Origin of the sequence: Nostoc sp. (genome assembly GCF_036917395.1) — a bacterium.
Taxonomy (GTDB): Bacteria; Cyanobacteriota; Cyanobacteriia; order Cyanobacteriales; family Nostocaceae; genus Nostoc.
Genome location: NZ_JBALDI010000054.1, coordinates 1 through 17714 on the forward strand (window position 1 = coordinate 1; position 17714 = coordinate 17714).

At 40.7% G+C, this 17714-nt stretch carries 13 protein-coding genes and 1 pseudogene; 9 read left to right on the top strand and 5 right to left on the bottom strand.

Annotation, left to right across the window (positions count from 1 at the left end; translation table 11 throughout):
• Window positions 1-176 precede the first annotated feature (176 nt).
• The 3 genes from V7K46_RS18725 to V7K46_RS18735 form a co-directional block, all read right to left on the bottom strand.
• Window positions 177-899: a cyclase family protein gene (locus V7K46_RS18725; RefSeq protein WP_335115673.1), complete on the bottom strand. Its 723-nt coding sequence runs from the start codon at window positions 897-899 to the stop codon at window positions 177-179.
• Window positions 900-923: 24 nt separating this feature from the next.
• Window positions 924-1076, bottom strand: a complete 153-nt coding sequence (locus V7K46_RS18730; RefSeq protein ID WP_335115675.1) for a hypothetical protein — start codon at window positions 1074-1076, stop codon at window positions 924-926.
• A 176-nt stretch (window positions 1077-1252) separates the two neighbouring features.
• Complete coding sequence (locus V7K46_RS18735) at window positions 1253-4591, bottom strand: PAS domain S-box protein (protein WP_335115677.1); 3339 nt, start codon at window positions 4589-4591, stop codon at window positions 1253-1255.
• Between the two features lie 1217 nt (window positions 4592-5808).
• On the opposite strand from V7K46_RS18735, the gene V7K46_RS18740 reads away from it, so the two are divergent.
• The 5 genes and pseudogenes from V7K46_RS18740 to V7K46_RS18760 all read left to right on the top strand — a co-directional run bounded on the left by V7K46_RS18740 (window position 5809) and on the right by V7K46_RS18760 (window position 13110).
• The gene (locus V7K46_RS18740) at window positions 5809-8361 is read left to right on the top strand and encodes a proteasome protein (protein WP_335115679.1); all 2553 of its coding nucleotides are present in this window, start codon (window positions 5809-5811) and stop codon (window positions 8359-8361) included.
• Between the two features lie 53 nt (window positions 8362-8414).
• A pseudogene (locus V7K46_RS18745) lies at window positions 8415-8567 on the top strand (DUF2887 domain-containing protein); the annotation flags it as partial.
• Window positions 8568-8589: 22 nt separating this feature from the next.
• Window positions 8590-8721 carry a hypothetical protein gene (locus tag V7K46_RS18750; RefSeq protein ID WP_335115781.1) on the top strand — a complete coding sequence of 44 codons (132 nt, stop codon included), beginning with the start codon at window positions 8590-8592 and terminating at the stop codon, window positions 8719-8721.
• A 10-nt stretch (window positions 8722-8731) separates the two neighbouring features.
• A complete protein-coding gene (locus tag V7K46_RS18755) occupies window positions 8732-11707 on the top strand; it encodes a molecular chaperone (protein WP_335115681.1) in 2976 nt (991 codons plus the stop codon).
• 335 nt (window positions 11708-12042) lie between these two features.
• Complete coding sequence (locus tag V7K46_RS18760; protein ID WP_335115683.1) at window positions 12043-13110, top strand: hypothetical protein; 1068 nt, start codon at window positions 12043-12045, stop codon at window positions 13108-13110.
• Between the two features lie 85 nt (window positions 13111-13195).
• Here V7K46_RS18760 and V7K46_RS18765 read toward each other — a convergent pair whose 3' ends face one another.
• Together V7K46_RS18765 and V7K46_RS18770 are read right to left on the bottom strand one after the other, a co-directional pair.
• A complete protein-coding gene (locus V7K46_RS18765) occupies window positions 13196-13375 on the bottom strand; it encodes a high light inducible protein (RefSeq protein WP_273763134.1) in 180 nt (59 codons plus the stop codon).
• A gap of 307 nt (window positions 13376-13682) precedes the next feature.
• The gene (locus tag V7K46_RS18770; RefSeq protein ID WP_335115685.1) at window positions 13683-14522 is read right to left on the bottom strand and encodes a DUF4351 domain-containing protein; all 840 of its coding nucleotides are present in this window, start codon (window positions 14520-14522) and stop codon (window positions 13683-13685) included.
• Between the two features lie 105 nt (window positions 14523-14627).
• Between V7K46_RS18770 and V7K46_RS18775 the strand changes: the two genes are divergently transcribed.
• The 4 genes from V7K46_RS18775 to V7K46_RS18790 all read left to right on the top strand — a co-directional run bounded on the left by V7K46_RS18775 (window position 14628) and on the right by V7K46_RS18790 (window position 17569).
• Window positions 14628-14867, top strand: coding sequence for a hypothetical protein (locus V7K46_RS18775; protein WP_335115687.1), 240 nt, complete (start codon window positions 14628-14630; stop codon window positions 14865-14867).
• A 162-nt stretch (window positions 14868-15029) separates the two neighbouring features.
• Window positions 15030-15761, top strand: coding sequence for an ABC transporter ATP-binding protein (locus V7K46_RS18780; RefSeq protein WP_335115689.1), 732 nt, complete (start codon window positions 15030-15032; stop codon window positions 15759-15761).
• 33 nt (window positions 15762-15794) lie between these two features.
• Entirely contained in the window at window positions 15795-16358 is a 564-nt protein-coding gene (locus tag V7K46_RS18785; RefSeq protein WP_335115691.1) for a Uma2 family endonuclease, read from the top strand.
• Window positions 16359-16438: 80 nt separating this feature from the next.
• Window positions 16439-17569: an endonuclease NucS domain-containing protein gene (locus V7K46_RS18790; protein ID WP_335115693.1), complete on the top strand. Its 1131-nt coding sequence runs from the start codon at window positions 16439-16441 to the stop codon at window positions 17567-17569.
• Window positions 17570-17714 lie beyond the last annotated feature (145 nt).

Genomic DNA, 17714 nt, shown 5'->3' on the forward strand with positions numbered 1-17714 from the left:
TCTCTAACCTTGATTATTCCGTTGGTTCTGGTTAGCAGTTAACACTGCCCAAAACCAGACTCAGAGCGTGTTGCAAATTTTCGGACGAGTCTATTGGACATTTCCGAGTTTGCTTGCTTTCTAGGTTACCCGCTAGTCTGAAAAATTGGTGTGAGATAGAAATATCGATATAAAAATTAAGGCACTAACGCCAAGACACCCACAGGAGAACCAGAACCACCACGCAACCGAAGAATCCCGATCGCTAGAGTAGTACCTTTTGGTGGCAACTGATCCAAATTGGTGAGATTCTCCAACACAATGCGCGGTTGTTCTAAAACCAGGCGATTAGTAGCAAAACTGTTATCTTGTCCAGGATCTACACCATGAGTATCAATTCCTACCCCAGCAATTTGCCGTTCATTCAGTAAAAATTGAGTTGCATCACTGCCAAAGCCCGGAAAGTGGGCAATTCCTTGAGCGTCATGATTTAGGAATGCACTTTTATCCGACCACTTGTTTTGCCAACCAGTATTCAATATAACTACGCAGCCAGCAGAAATTTCCCCGTATTGTTCTTCCCAAGCCACAACATCAGCAATAGTCAAGGCATAATCAGAATTAACCGCTGTGGCTTGGCGAATATCTATGACTACCGCAGGTACAACCAAAGATTGGGCGGGGTATTGGTCAATTCCCATACTATAGCTATGAAAACTGTTAGGGGCGTTGATATGGGTAGCGCTATGTTCTCCCAAGGCGAAACGCCGCAGGTAATAGCCATCATTATTCAGTTCAGCCACAGTTTCAAATTCTACTGTGGGGTCGCCAGACCATTGGGGAATATCTATGTCAATTACATGACTTAGGTGGATAACGTGTGTGTAGGTGATACTATTTTGACTTTGGGGTTGTATCATCCCAGCCTTCTATTTTATTTATATTTAGGGATTTTTTTCAAAGGTGCGACGCCGATAGCGCAGCGTTAGCGAAGAACGAGCGTTCGCAGGAGCGTCACAGCCCGTCTTAGACATCGCCTGGGTTGGGCTATTCGGCGTCGCAAAGATAGCACTACCATTACAACGTTTTTGAATCAATTAAACTGCAATATTTCTACTCTTAATTCCCTATACTAGGATAAATAATCCCCCCAATTCCTGTAAATTGTAGGTTATTGGGGGGGGTTCAAATGTTGCAGCAAAAAGTGAATTAATCTTAGTTAACAACCACTAGGTTAATTTATGATTAAGCTTAGGTTAAGTTTGCATAATATCTACGTTGAGGGTTGCTCCTGTAGTGGAATTGCAATGACAAACTCGGCACCTTCTCCTGGTGCTGAAATACACTGGATTTGCCCACAGTGTTTTTTGACGACAATTTGGTAGCCAATTGATAATCCCATACCCGTACCTTTACCGACGGGTTTCGTAGTGAAGAACGGGTCAAATAGGCGTTTGCGTACTTCCTCAGTCATACCTGGGCCATTGTCAGCAATGCTAATGATTAGACGGTCTTCTTGGATGAGGGTGTGAATGCGAATTGTGGGCATTGGGCACTTGTACTGAGCGGCGTCGTTGGCGCAGCCTCTCCAAGAGTTGTATTGAGCATTCTCCCCCTGCCTCCCTTGTACCCCTAGTCTCCATTCCCTACTCCCTACTCCCTCTTCTAAAGCATCGATCGCATTTGTCAACAGATTCATAAATACTTGATTCATCTGTCCAGCGTGACACCCTACCGCTGGTAGGTTGCCGTAGTCTCGGATTACTTGGATTTCGGGATGTCCTGGTTTGGCTTTCAGGCGATTTTGCAACAGCAGCAAGGTGCTATCAATACCTTCATGAATATCCACTGGTTTAGTGCCGTCTTCATCAAGGCGAGAGAAATTGCGTAAAGATAGGACAATCTGCCGAATGCGTTCGGCTCCCATGTTCATAGAATCCAGGATTTTGGGCAAATCTTGCTTGAGAAAGTCTAAATCAATGGCGTAGATTTTCTGTTTAATCTCTGGTGTTGGTGGGCAGTTGTTCTGTTGATAAAGGTCTACCAAGTGCAACAATTCCTTCGTATATTCACGGGCGTGGCTAATATTGCCGTAAATAAAATTGACGGGATTATTGATTTCATGGGCAATACCTGCAACCAACTGTCCTAAACTGGACATTTTTTCAGTTTGAATCAGTTGCGCTTGGGTTTGTTGAAGTTCTAATAGCGCCGCTTCTAGTTGCTGGGCTTTGTCTTGGGCAGTTTGGGCAGCGATGCGACTTTGGGTGTAAAGTTTGGCTTGGTCAATGGCGATCGCTAATTGAACTGTAACTGCTTGTAGTAATTCTACTTCATTGTCCAGCCAAGGTCGAAAGCCACTACAAGAACCACAGCTAAATGCACCTATTTCGCCAGATTGGGTGTGTACAGGGAGCGACATAAAGGCAGTGAAACCGAAATCCTGAAAAAACAGCTGTGCTATGGAATCGCCCACAGTCTTAACATCATCAATGCGAATGATTTCTCTATTCAAGGTTTTAGCTGCGATTAGTTCGATTTCTGCATTAGTTGCTTGGTCGTCAATCAGACAGGGTAAAGAGGAACTTTTCGCCTTATATACACTCTCCCAGTAGGGTACATCAGCGTCTTGCCGATACCAAAAGAAGGCGCAGCGATCAATCTGGAATAAGTTGCGAATCTCCTGCACTGCGGTTTCCACAATGTAATTGAGATCCAGGGAAGCTCGAATCTGGTTAGAAAGACGATTGAGTAGGGCTTCCCGTTGGGCGCTTTCTCTAAGTGCAACTTCTGCTTGTTTGCGCTTGATGCCAATGGCAATTTCCTGGGCAGCAAATTCTAGTGCTGTGAAAGTTGATTCTGTCAGCGTTTGGCGGGTAAACATGGCGATCACCCCTACAGTTTCATCTTCAACAATCAGCGGATAACCAGCAAAGGCAACCATCCCCTCTCGCTGTGCCCACTCTTTGTTACCCACGCGGGGATCTGTCTGCACAGAGTTAGTCAGGTGGGGTTTACCCTCTTCGGCAATCAAACCAATTTTGAATTGACCAACTGGCACACATTTATGAGGCCCATTAATGTGGGTATATATCCCAGAACTGACTTGCAACTCCAATACGTTGTCTTTTTTGTTCAGCGTCCAGATGCGAGCAAAGGCTGCATCAATATGTTCAACTAAAGCGTCAGTGCAGCGGCGCATCATGTTCTGTAAGCTGTCACTCTGGGTAAGCGCCGCGTCTACATCGGCACGAAAATTTGCTAAACGCGCTCGCTCTGCTAGAGCTTCCTCTGCTTGTTTGCGGTCAGTGGTGTCATAGCAAATACCAAGGAAGTTTAAGAAATTACCATTAACGTCTTTAATAACAGATGAGTTGCTTGTATGCCATCGCCAACTACCATTTTTGTGTTTTACTCGATATTCAATTGCATCTTGTTTGTCGCTTGTTGTCAAAAGTCTTTGGAAATAATCGGCACAAATAGACACATCGTCAGGATGTATAAGGGGAATAAAGGATTTACCTTCAATCTCTGCAACTTCATACCCTAAAAGATCAGTCAAATTAGGAGAAACGTAAGACAATATCCCTTCAAGGGTCACTGCAAAAATAATGTCATGGGCGTTTTCGACCATGCTGCGAAACTTGGCATCACTTTCTATGAATGCCGCTTGTACTTTGTCGCTGGTGTCGCGGACAAGAACTATGATTTGCTGGTCTGGTAATGGTAATAACCTAGCTTCAAAATTCTTATTCCCTTGTGGGAGCGGTAAGGTATATTCAAAACTGACTTCATATTGAGTTTCAAGTACTTGAGTTATTGCTTGCTGGAAGCGATCGCCTACAGCAGTTGGTAGATATTCTCGCAAACTCTTGCCCTGACAATCTCCTGTTGGAATATACGGATTCTCCATCAATCCTTGCTTATAATCCAGAATACTTCCATCAGCATCGAGACGAAAGTACAAATCAGGAAGCACTTGCAAAATCGCTGCAATTTCTGATGTTTTTTGGCGTAATTGTGCTTCAGCTGCTTGGCGTTTTGCAGTTTCGGCTTGTAGTTGCTCTAGTGCTTTTGTTAATTCTGCCGCCTGTTTTTGTTCTGTAATTTCATGCAGAGAATAAGAGGAATTTGTAGATGTCGAGCAACTTTCTCTCATAGTAGATCGCACTTCTGTTATATCCACACAATAACCAATGTAACCGACAAAGTTGCCATCTACTGCGAATCGTGGCGCGGCTGTATCTAAAATCCAGCGATATTCACCATCAGCCCGACGCAGACGATATTGCCTCTGAAAGGAATCATGCGTTGTAAATGCTCTTAAGTATATATTTTTACATTTATGACTATCTTCTGGATGAACGCTACAAGCCCAGATATTGCCGATCTCATCTTCTCGTGCCGATGCAGACGCGCTTGTTGTTAAATATGTTCCAGTAAATTCCAGCCAATTTGAATTGAAGTAACTGTAAAGTGCATTGCATCCAGCCATCCAAATCATCAGAGGAGCAGTATGCGCCTGCTGGAAAAATGCTTTTTCATTCTGTTGTATTTCTGATGGGGCGACAATGATTTGGTTAATGTAGCTTTGTACTTTTTTAGAAAACACTTTTGCCTGCCTGCTCTGCCTAAATTATTAAGGTAATAGTCTGAAAATAAGATTTGTTATATAGATGTATCTAATCTTCTTCATGCCAATCTGCTATTTATCTTAATACTTTATTTATTTTTATATCTGTAAAAACTACTCTTTTACTGTAAATAAATTAAAAAAATGCTGAAGTTATCATTAAGATGAACTTCAGCATTTTTGGTGAAAATTAAGCTATCTATATGTCAGGGAAGTTATTTGACTTTGTTTCTTATTAAAATTACCTATAAATTCATATTAGCTATATAATTGGATTGCTTAAAAACCTGATTTAGCTTTATGAAAACTAGATGATTCTCTGTGAAGCACTTAGAAAATGTTTGAAAAGTATCGTTATTAACATCAAAATCCTCGAAACCTAACCCCCCTACCCCCTTATGTTAGCGTTGGCGAACGCAAGAGCGTCTCTAAGAGTTGCGGCACGAAGTGTGATCCCATTTCACTTTAATCATCATACAAATACGTTGGTAGGGGCATGGCAATGCCATGCCCCTACGAGAAATCTATTTATTTGGATCAGGGTTTTTGTGAATTGGTGTGAAAATAAGGGTTTCAAAGCCTCTCAAGAGCAGGAGAGAGAAATGGAAGTGAGGTTTCGAGTATACTTGTTGACTTTCTAAGCATCCTTTTACGTCTTTATAATAAATTCACAATAATCAAGAATTTCATATCAAATAAATATTGATTTTTTATCAAGAAGAATTCAGCATGAATTAGAGTCCGGTTAATCGATGTAGCTTGCTTAAAATAAGGGGTATATACTGATTCTCATTTTAATAATTTACATAGGTAGAGACACAGTAATGCCGTGTGCTACCTTGTATCTGTATTCATTTACATTTAATTGTTTGTTCTGTACCTTACTCATGCAATAACCGCTAAAAAAGGGTTTAATACCCACGTCAATCCTAAGCAGTATTCAGTAAAATTTTAGTATAAAAACCCACTTTTTTTATTCAAAATCCTGCATTCTGACAAATGTATTGTTTTTTATTTTTCCCAGTGAAACCCGATTTTTCAAAATTGTCTTTACCGTTCAAAACGCCTGATACCAAAATCGCAAATTAAATGAGAGAAATGCTAAATGTGATATCAAGACATTGCAACAATGGCTGGCGATGGCGTTTTATATGTTATAAAGCTCACAGAAATTCATGTTAGGCGGAAACTACTCTATGGAACCAGACAAACTGGGCCGTTTTAAGGAGTACGGCGAATTCATCGTCCGAAAGATAGATTCTGTGCCCCAACACCCTTCAAAACAAGGAGATTGGGTTCCAGCTAGTCTTGATGACTGTCTCCTGCGTCTGCGGTCAGCTGCCCAGAAAACTGTAGACCTTGCAACTTCACCTGTCAAAATTGGGGTGATGGGGGAATTCAGTAGTGGGAAAACCTTACTTTTAGGCAGTCTGATTGGATATGCAGATGCTTTGCCAGTCAGTGAAAACCCCACTACAGGTAATGTTACTGCCATACATATCATCCCGCAAGACGAGTTTGCGACGACTCAAGTAAGTAATTTTACTGTAGAGTATCTTTCTCATGAAGGAGTACATGAGTGTCTACGCTTCATGTTAGGGGAAGCCAATAAACGGACAACAGCAGCAGGGCTTCCTCCTATACCAGTATCGAAACTCAACTCTGGCAAAGATATTATTAGCTGGTGTGAAGAAGGATGGAATAGTAGTAACAATTTGGAGTTACGTTATTTACTCCGGGAGTTGGTGTTATTCCTGCGGGCTTATCAAGCCTATGGGGAAGTTATGTGTGGTGGCCGCTACCAGATTGATGCTATCACCGCCCGTGAGGGGCTACAGCTGGTCGAACAGCCAATGGCAATCCAAACTCTGAACTTTGAGGATTTACCTCCAGCGCATATCCGATTACCGAGTCCACCTCAAAGGCTACCAACAAAGTTATTGCAAAACAGTTTCCCACTCATCCGCCGCGTAAATATCGATGTAAAAATCTCACGGGAAATTTGGGATTTTGCAGACGCAGCCAAATTTATTCTCATCGACTTTCCGGGATTGGGGGCTGCTAATTCGGGGGCTAGGGATACCTTTTTGTCACTGCGGGAATTGGCAGAAGTACAGACAATTTTAGTACTGCTAAATGGTAAATCTCCCGGTAGTGATCGCGCCAATAAAATCTTTACGATGATGCAGCAGCAGCGACCGGGACAAGACCTGAAAGATTTAATTCTCGTAGGTGTGGGTCGCTTCGATCAACTGCCTTTAGACAGTGAGGGTGGCGAAAGAGAACTTGACCAACTGATTGAAGATAGCCCAGCCAATAGCCATTTACAAGAGGAAACTGTTTTCCAAAAACTCAAAGTTCTGCAAACTACCATTGACGGTGCAGAAGCGTTTACTACCCAAAAAGAGCGGATCGTTTTACTATCGCCACTGTTGGGACTAGCTGAATTAGCAAAACGTTCTAGTACAGTCAAAGCAGGCTCAACAGACTTTTTGGCTAACTTGGACTATCCTGATTACTTAGATAGGTCTAAACGGCTACAAGACAAATGGGAGCATTTAAGTGAACGGCTGTTAGACTCTGATCCCCGCAGTTATTTAGGCAAACAGCTAGGTTACTTTAGTCAAGATGGGGGACTTGGTAAGCTGCGGGAATTGATTCAAACCCACGTAGCGACTCATGGTCTGAAGCAACTGTATGAAGATACTCAAAGAGCTGCTAATGTGGTGAGTCAGCAACAAGATCACTTGAAGGACATCATAGATGAAATTCACGAGCAAGGTATTCCTACAGGAGACAGTCCCGCTTTTATCGAGTTGCGCTTTGTAGTCGAAAGCTTGGATAAAATCTACAGGAATTTTCAAAAAGATTTAGGGAAAGAACCACTCAAAGACCGGCGCGGTTTTGTCGTCAGCGATGTAGTGAAAGACGAACTCACCTTTAGAGTCCTCAATTGGAACCAGTGGACTTTACTCTTCAACAAAGCCAACAATGGAGCGATCGCTCTGGCAGAATCTAAAGGTGCAGCCGGGAAATTATTTGACCGAGGAAACCGTGTAAATAGTTCCCTTCCAACCAAGAGCGATGATTTTTATCCAGTATTTGAAAAAACCGTTAAGGAAGTAGAAGATTTTGCCCGCGATCGCATTCATCAAGCAGTGGTAGATTTGTTGAACCAATTGTCAAATTATGTAGCCCCAGAACGCGAACAATTGCAGGCAATTTTCCATGCACAAATGGAGCAAGAAATCGAAGAACAATTTGGTTTTGAAGATGCTGATCTCTTTTACAAATTATTACTAGGATGCGATCCTAACGAATGGAAAGAAGCAATCATCTCTGAAATCAGTAGCAAAGACAAAACCGTTGCACCCGAAATCATTTTTCCTCTAGCGCGTCAAGACGACAAACATAACGTTGGTCAAATCTTTGATTGGGCACCAGAGAAAAGCCAAGGTTTACCCAGATCGAGCAATCACCAACTTTTAGTACTGCGGCTGCGAGATGAAATCACTGCTAGTGCCAGCCTTCATCTTGTGCAGTATGTTAGCGAAGTTAATCAGCAAATTAATTCCGAACTAGAAGGCATTTTGGATCAAATTATTCCTAGTCTGCAAAACCTTTCCAAAAAAGAAACTTTGCTGAGATATTTGGCAGCCGGGGAATTGCCATCTGAGATAAAAATTCCTACTTGGTTGGAGATTATTTCAGAACTCGCCGCTGTTTCTCACTTAGATGATTTGAGATGAGCTAACTCAGAAAATGACTGATTGCGATCAGTTACGGATCTGAGCATGTATTTGTGAGACGTGATGCTATTCTTTATCCAATTTTCAAGCGTGTCCCAGGGTTGCTTTTCGAGTTAGTAAAATAGCCACCAGCCGAAGCTGCTAACTATCGTTTTGAATCAGTTGAAGTTAAAGAACCAACATTTCGGATTGATGGGGTATTTTTACGTAAAAGTAAGTATCAGCTTGATGCAGTTGACTATTACCTCAGAGAGTCAAATGGTGCAAGAAGCGAAACGTTTAATTGAGCGGGTGCAACAAGAACAGATAGATGATACGACACCACCGTTTTTAGCCAGCTATAAAACAAACAACAGATAGTGATACTCCAATGAACCCTTTCCAATTGAACAACTATACTGATCAACAACCAAGCGAGAAACAACAAAAAAGATTTCCAGGATGGTTTGCCTTAGATTTTGGCACGTCGAACTCTACAGTCACACTTTTCGATCCCATTGAAGTGCCGATCGCAGAAATTCTACCAAAAGAACAAGAAGTGCGGTTGCGCGATCGCTTATCACAATGGCTAAGTTCTCCCGCCTCAGTGGCTTTACCAGATGTCAGCGATGATGATTGGGCAAAGTTTATCACAGAAATTAGCAAAAACCTGGAGATAGATCAAAGAAAGTTGAGTGAGGTATTTGAAACTGATAATAAAGAGCGATTTTTGGAAGCGATTCGCCAAATTGAACTTTCTTTAGGAAACAGCGAGAGGTTCCGTCGGGCTGTCAGCAAAAAACTTTACCAAATCTATCATGAGGTGTTCCGCGTTCCTACCCTAGAGTCGCAAAATCTGATCCCAGTTGTGCTGGATATCGATCGCCGTGACACGGAAATTCCCAGTGAGTTGGAAATTTCGCAGTTAATGGACTTAAAATTGCAGATGGGTAGGGAAGCTAGAGATAACCGCAAAAAAGCGATCGCCCAAGGTACAAGCGGTTCTTTAAAGGAAATTATCAGCAGGTTTCACCATTCACCCAAACGCTATTTTGGTCAGGAGCGATCGTTTTCAGTTATTTTGGATGGTGAAGAAGAAATAATTACCGCTAACCAACTGATCCAATCTGCTTGGGCGCATTTAATCGAGTTAACTGAAGATTACCGCCAACGCACACAACGCAGATTTTCAGAAGGGACTTTTTTGACAGCAGTTGTCACTTACCCCACTGTCGCCCCACCAGTTGTTCGCAAGGAAGTTAAGGAATTAGTTGAGCAGTTGGGGATCGATGATGTCCAAACTGCTTATGATGAAGCTGTTTCTGTGGCAATATTCTTTTTGTGGCGAGAATTTGGCGGTAATCTCAACATTGGGATTGAATCATTTAAAACTCGTTGTCATCAAGTAAGAAACAAATGGTCACAAAATGTTCTCGTCTTGGATATTGGTGGGGGAACCACAGACTTAGCTTTAATTGAACTGACTTTAGAAGATAAAACTCCCACTTTTGCCAATTATGAAGACCGAGGTTTAGGAGGACGTTACTATAAACTCACCCCCAAACTATTAGGTTCATCCGGTCATTTACAGTTAGGTGGTGAATTAATTACACTGCGAATTTTTAGATTATTAAAAGTTGCGATCGCGGATTTTTTATTGACAGCAGTAACAACAGGCGATATTGAAAGCGAAAAGCTAGAAGATTTAATTAATTCTGAGTTAAACGAGCGCTTCTTAGAACAAGGCAAATTTAAAACTGGCAGTATTTTAAAATGTCTAGATAAAGAGAATCCAGAAGGTGATCTTGCTTACAAAGATGCCCTAGATACTGCCGAGAAAGTATTACCCACCCGTTGGCAACAAGCACCCCAACGTCTACAATCCTTTTATATTCTCTGGGATCATGCAGAAGCAGCTAAACTTAAACTTGGGCAAAAACCACTAACAGATAATTCTCTATTAACCTTCACCCTTTCTGAGCAACAAATTTCCGAACTGCTTACCCAAAGCGCCGTTAAATTGCAAGTCAATGATCCAAATAACATCTGCATTACCCTAGATAACCAACAATTTGAACGAGCTGCTGCTTCCGGAATTAAAGAAGCGATCGGTATTGCCAAAGGATTAATGGAAAGTCGCTTGCGTCCCGATGATATCACCAAAGATTCTTGGAATTCCCAAAAAGTTGATTGGTTAATTCTGTCTGGAAAAACTTGTAATTTAGACATAGTGCAGCGCCAAATCTACCAAGAATTTAGTAAGTCTCCATATTTTGTGTGGAATCCAGAGCGAATTACTTTTGTGCTGGAATTTACCAAATTAGCCACCTCCGCTGGTGCTTGCTATGCTGAGAAACTGCGAAGATTAAGGTTCGATCCAGAAGAGTCCAAAAGCTTGCTGTGTAAGGGAGCCAACCAATTAGAAATCGACGTAAAAAACCTGTTTTATTATTTGCCCTGCAACTTCAAACGCAAAACCCAAAGTAACGATTTGCTCACCATATTCAAGGCTGGACAAGAACTCTATCAACTTGCACCTTGGGAAACTGTCGCCAAGGTTCGTACTGCATGGCAAGGAATTCAATTAACTAACATCATTTACCGTCAAGACTATGAGGATGGAGATTTACGACTATGGGGTAGCTTCGACGGCAAAAACCTCATGAATAAACTGGGAATACAAGAAGCAGAGTTTCTGAAAAAAATTAAAATCCAGTTTGAAATTGACCAAACCCTTGAATTTAGGGTATTACTTTGTCAGGGAAATCCCCATTATTTAATTGATATTCCTGGCATTGATTTGGAATCGGTAGTTTCAGAAACTTCGCCACTATTTGCTGATGGCAAATTGAACTGGAATATTGCTGTCCAAGGCTTCAATAAAGATTTAAATGATGGTGATATTGCCGTCAATGTTATTGAGTCAGCAACTGTTGATCAACCAGATGCCTATCATCTTGTATTTGAAGTAGGAAATGATGGTAGTAAATTGTTCCAAAAATTCCACTATTTGCGCGATGGTGTGACAGAACCAGGAATTGGGTTAATTAGTAATCCCTTACCTCCCTTCCCACAAACTGGCCAGCACACTTTCTATGTTTATCAAACAGACGTAGAAACTAACAGCAAAAAATGGATACGAATTGGCGCACTCAGCAAACCAGATGTGACAACAGATTATCCTTGCCAATATCGTGTAACTCTCGATGATCAAGGCATTCTGCGGATGCACGCTGGTGAAGTACCTTACTGGACATCAAAAAGTCAGGAATGTCTAAAGGAAGAAGGATGTGTTTATCTTGCTGAATTAGAATTGCAGCCCAATGAAGTTGATAAAGAACGCGATCCATTTTGCGGTATACATTAGGGACTTCAAAATAATACAAATATTCCAGAACTAGGGCAAAAATCCTCTCTGTGTTATCTGCGGACTCTGTGGTTAAATAAATTACTTTTTAACCACAGAGGCACAGAGGAGGGCAGTTGCGTGGGCGGGTTTCCCGACTTGAGCAAACTGCCCGTAGCGCAGAGAGAAAAAAGAGATTTTTGGAGTCACCTTGAAAGGGCTAGTAATGATAGCCTCATGCAAATGCATTAAAATTCTATGCTCCTCTGCGTTGAAAAATTAATGTTTTTAAACGTAAAGGAACGCAGAGTTTTGCCAAATTTAATTCGCTACAAAAATATTTGGAGGTGATATTCATGCAGCACTTGCGTCAATTATTAGAGATAGAAAACTCAGAATTAGCCCAGTTACTGCGGTTTAGTTTGTATGGACTAGAGGCTAGTTTAAATCAAGCCCGCACAGAATTTCCGCTAGATCCTGGATCTAAAATATGCGATGAAGTGCTGCAAGAACTTCATCGCCTCTTGCAACCTACACCCCCAAAATCAGATGATTTAAAATTAAGTCACCTCCGCGAAGCTTTCGATTCTGACTCAGAACTTAGTTATTATCTGGGTAATTCCCAACTGCAAAGCACAACGGACTCTAATTTGTGGAATGAAATTCAACGCAAGCTGCTGCGAGTCCCAGAGGATTTGGCTGCAACTTGGCGACAGCGCACCTTAGATTTAGCTCAAAAAGTTGGTGCGATCGCAGATAATTCTAATCTCTATCAACTTCCCTTTATCCGTGATGAAATTATCTACCCCGGGCTTAGTGGTACTGTTCAGACTCAGGGATTGGGTTTATCTCAACAAATACTTTTAAACTCTAAAATTACCCAAGGTAATACATCTGATTTACCAGCGGCATTCCTATTTTTATATATGAATTTTATCGAAATTGACCCCGATTTACATCATGCTTTAAAGAGCGTTTTTAGCTTCGATGTCATTTCCTTACACTCCAAACCAGAACAGCGCCATCAATATATTGATGCTTTAAGCGATCGCTTGCAACGCACCCAAAAAGCAGAGGAAAACACTGATCCCCTGTCAATTCTCCGTACTTGGATTGACATGGACGAGGCGATACATTCCCTAGTATTTGTACCTCCGGCTGAACGCTATTCTTGGTGGGGAAAGCTACAACATGAATCACGACGCATCCTAAAGAAAGTCGTTGATGAAACAATTAAAGCAGGTTATGAAGTGCGGATTCGCCAATTATCGGGACTTTATGCGGATATCTGTGCTTCATCCAAGGATGACTTACAACTAGACTGTGGCGGTATTCCTGGCGAAGTATTAACTTGTCTTCGAGTATATGCGCGAATTAATCAGGAAGAATCCCCAGGTCGTGTAATATTTCGCTCATCACGCTAACAGAATTCTCTCATAAAGCAAAGGCAGACAATTTTACGAATCGCTGCCTTGCCTGATTATTTAATGAAGGTAAAAACGTTTAAATCTATAAAATGCCCCAGAAGTGTAAAATCCCTTGACCAGAAAACACTTCAAGTAAAACGGCAGATAAAAAACCAATCATTGCAAAACGACCGTTCCAGTTTTCGCTTTGAGGAGTGAAGCCCCAACGCAAAGCATTAGGATCTTCTGAAACCGAAGGCGTAGTCTTCTTAACGTTTGCCATAAATAACACTCTGAGCTTTTATGTTGTAACAGTCATAACTGCATGTAAAGTAATGTAACATAATTTTACATAATTGCAACATAAACTCAGTAAAAACTTCAGTTAACAAGTGTATATTACGGGTACGTAATTTTCTGATAACAGGTTTGCGATCGCGTAAACGTGAAGTCCAGTTGTTTGCCCAGTTACAGCCGCACCATTTACAATTTTGGGAACAGTTTCAGTGCAGTTTTAAGTCCCGCTAAAGGGTAATCAGTGTTTGAATTGAGCGATGGCATGTCCAATTCCCTTGAAGATTTAGAATAATTTAGGCAGATATAATTGTGAGAAATTCTTCTAAAGAACTCACAGCGATCGCGCTATCCATTAAAGTTTCTAATTGTTCCACATTCTTGCCCTCAAGCCTTACTTCTACCTCATGGGAAATTTCGCCAAAGCGTTGTTCCAATACTCGGATTAACTGCCGTCGTGCGCCCTCTTGAATACCTCTTTGCTCAATTTCATGATACCAAGGCGATTCTCGCAATTCTACCATATCCCACCTCATGAGTTGTTCCACTAAAGGCGTGTCTAACACAAAGCTAGCAAAAAACGCCAGCAATGATTCTAATTGGTTCAACTGTGCATCTGCTCGTAGCGCCTGTAGTGCGCGTTGTACAACTGATACCTCTCCTCCCCCTCGCAGGATTGGCACAAAGGGTAACAACGATGGTAGTGGTTGCTCAAACACTATTTCAGCATCGATTTCCCACAAATTAATCACGCGATAATCTTGGATGGCACGTAATCCCAAAAATTCCTGCTCGTAGCTATTGACAATAGTTAAGGTGGATGGAGGCGGCAAAATGTTGATCAGTACTGGGTAAGTTGGCAGTCGATAGCGTTCTTGTGCTAGCGCTGCATAGGCTCTCATCCGTTGAGGCATCTGTGTTGTGTAACGCAGTTGTAGTTCATTTAGTACTAAAAAATCTCCGTGAGTGGCACTGTATGCCTTCACCAACACATCTGTTTCGCGGCTAATCCAGTGAAATTCAGAGCCGAGAATTTCTTTTGCCACAACTTCAGGACGTTGTGTCACCCACTGTACCCATGCATCAGGATCTAAATTAATTAGTCGCTTACTACCAATATCTGCTGCTTTTGTCACAGGACGCTTGATATGCTTATCAGTAATTAATGGTATATCACAATGATTGCAGTATTCTGGCGTTATTTTTTAAGTTGAAGCAATGACTATAACGGAAGCATTTCAATGAGTGTAAAAACACGCTTGTCCTGGCGAATGGAATTCGCACACCAGTTGCTTCTCTTAAAGCAGACGCTCTTGCTAGCTTCCTTAAGAGTAGGGGTACAAGTCGGAGAACCGCATCGCCCTTGGCGTCTCCCCTTCTCCCAAAGGGAGAGGCTAACGCCAAGGGAGAAAGGCGCACTGGTTTGGCTATACGAGACTTTACGTACCTCTGTGGGTTTCAAATTTATTGAGTTTGCGTAGGCGGACGAAAGTTTGTGTAGCTGCGATTTCTAATCGCTAGGTATATTTGCAAAGGTGAGATGCTCCCGACTACAACAGGCTATTCGGCGTCGCACTGTTTTAGGAAATGTATGATTGATGTATGTTAGGTTTTGAATCAACATTTCTGGATATAAATTGTCAATGAACGCCGATATTAGACCTAATTATACAATTTTAGAACTTCAAGAACTTGATGTTAATTATGGCGGTATTCAAGCTTTAAAAAAGATTAATTTAATTATTAAAAGAGGTGAGGTAGTGACTCTAATTGGTGCTAATGGTGCTGGTAAAACTACTACACTCCGCACCATATCGAAAATAGTTAATCCTAAGAGTGGTGTAATTATCTATAATGGACATAATATTACCCGCAGACAAACTCACGAAGTTGTACAACTTGGTATTGCTCACTGTCCAGAAGGACGCAGAGTATTAGCACGGCAAACAGTGTTTGATAACTTACTTTTGGGTGCTTATATTCGCTCTAATCAAAGAGAGATAAAAGCAGATATTCAGCACCAGTTTGAGCTATTTCCGCGATTGTCACAAAGACGTGATCAACTAGCAGGAACCCTCAGCGGTGGTGAACAACAAATGTTAGCGATCGCTCGGGCTGTAATGAGTAAACCACAACTCTTACTTTTAGACGAGCCTAGCTTAGGTTTAGCACCTGCGATCGTCCGGGAAATCTTCTCTATTATTGAAAATCTCCGGGCTACAGGCGTGACTATTCTGTTAGTTGAACAAAACGCTAATCTTGCCCTACAAATTGCCGATCGCGGTTATGTTTTGGAAGCTGGTTCTATTACCTTAACAGGTGCAGCATCAGAATTGATTAGTGATGAGCGAGTTAAAAAAGCTTATTTAGGGTGATTAATTAAATGAAAACTAGGAAGGTACAAGCGTATGGTAAAATCACTAATTAAACCCCTAACTTTAGAAGAATTTTTGAAACTACCTGAAACAAAGCCTAGCTCAGAATACATCAACGGTCAAATTATTCAAAAGCCAATGCCTCAAGGAAAACATAGCAAATTACAGGGTAAGTTAGTCACAGGTATAAATGAAGTAGTTGAAAGCCGAAAAATTGCCCTTGCATTTCCAGAATTGCGGTGTACTTTTGGCGGACGTTCAATTGTCCCTGATGTAGCGGTGTTTGCTTGGGAACGGATTCCCATAGATGAACGTGGGGATGTTGCTAATGTCTTCAAAACACATCCAGACTGGACAATTGAGATTCTTTCGCCAGATCAAAGCCAGACTAAAGTAACCGGAAATATTTTGCATTGCCTAAAGCATGGTAGTCGCTTCGGTTGGCTGATTGATCCAGATGAGCGTTCTGTTTTAGTCTATCCACCAAAGCAGCAACCAGAACTTTTACAAGAAGAACAGGAAATATTACCAGTTCCCGATTTAGTTAGCGGATTTCAGTTAACTGTAGGGCAACTATTTGGATGGCTGAAGTTATAAGCAATTGTATAAATTCATATCTAGCTTTGGGAATACTAAAGGTAGTAATTTACTGAAGTCAGAGCGAGATAATGGATTTCGTGAATTTAATAAAGACAGGTAATAGTTGGAAATTTGCGACTGAGACTGATTTAGAAGATTTTGTCTGGACAAATTTAAAAGAACTTTTCGGATTAATTCCGCTAAAGCGACAATATTATGTTAAAGGTCAAATTTGCGATATTTTAGCATTGAGGGAAAATAAACAGTTAGTTGTATTGGAATTGAAAAATGCTGAAGATAGATATATTGTTCAGCAGCTAACTCGATATTATGACGCTTTACAGGAAGTGAAACCTTTAGAAGACGAAATAGACTATCAACAATCTATTAGCTTAATAGCAATTAAACCTAATTTCCATAAAGATAATTTTATAGATAAAAAATATCATCATTTATCTATTGATTTTTTTGAGTTTGCCATTTTAGCAGATGAGTTTAACTATTATTTACAGATAAGAAATTTAGATAATGAGAAAGTTGCAAAAATAGAAATTCCTCATCAGGACAGAGAGAGAAATGAAGATATATCTCCACCTTCTAGAGGGCTGATGAACCGTCTAGCTAAATGCTCTTCTGAACAACAAGAAGGAATATTAGAAATTCGTCAAAAGGTTCTTAGCTTTGACAAACGGATGGAAGAAATATCTTCTGCTGTTAGTTTTAGATATGGAAATGGTAATAGTAAAACAAGTAAATTCTGCGCTGAATTTTATTTTGATAGTAAAGGAATACCAATTATATTTTTATGGTTAGGTTTAAAAAATAATAGTAGTGACCGTATAAGTAGAGCAAGGATTTGGACAGATTGGCAAGGCAATGCTTTGTTAGAGGGATATGTACCAAGTGGAATTGGTGAAAAGATAACTTCATATAAAAAGTTAATTTACAACAGAATAGAAAAACTACATACAATTATCAATAGAGAGCCAAAAATGTTGTATTGTACCGATTTTAAATATATTCGGCAATATTGTAAAGATAGTAATAGAGTGAGGAGAAAGCTTAATAATAATGAGCCTATAATTTATGAAGAATATAAGTTACTGGAAGTGGATATTGAAAGATATGCTGTAGGAATGAAAGGATATGTTGTATTTGATTTTGGTGACTATGAACCTCTAAATGGATTTGTTGATGTAGCTTTAAAAAAATGGCTAAAAAGGCTTTAATAAAAGCTACATTGAGGGCATTTATAACTTTTCCTGATCATTAGTATTATTAAATATTATTACGATTTTTGTCATATATTAATATTTGTAGCCCTCCTTGCAGATATCTATATTTGTTTAGCGGCGAATTCTATTCACCGGAATA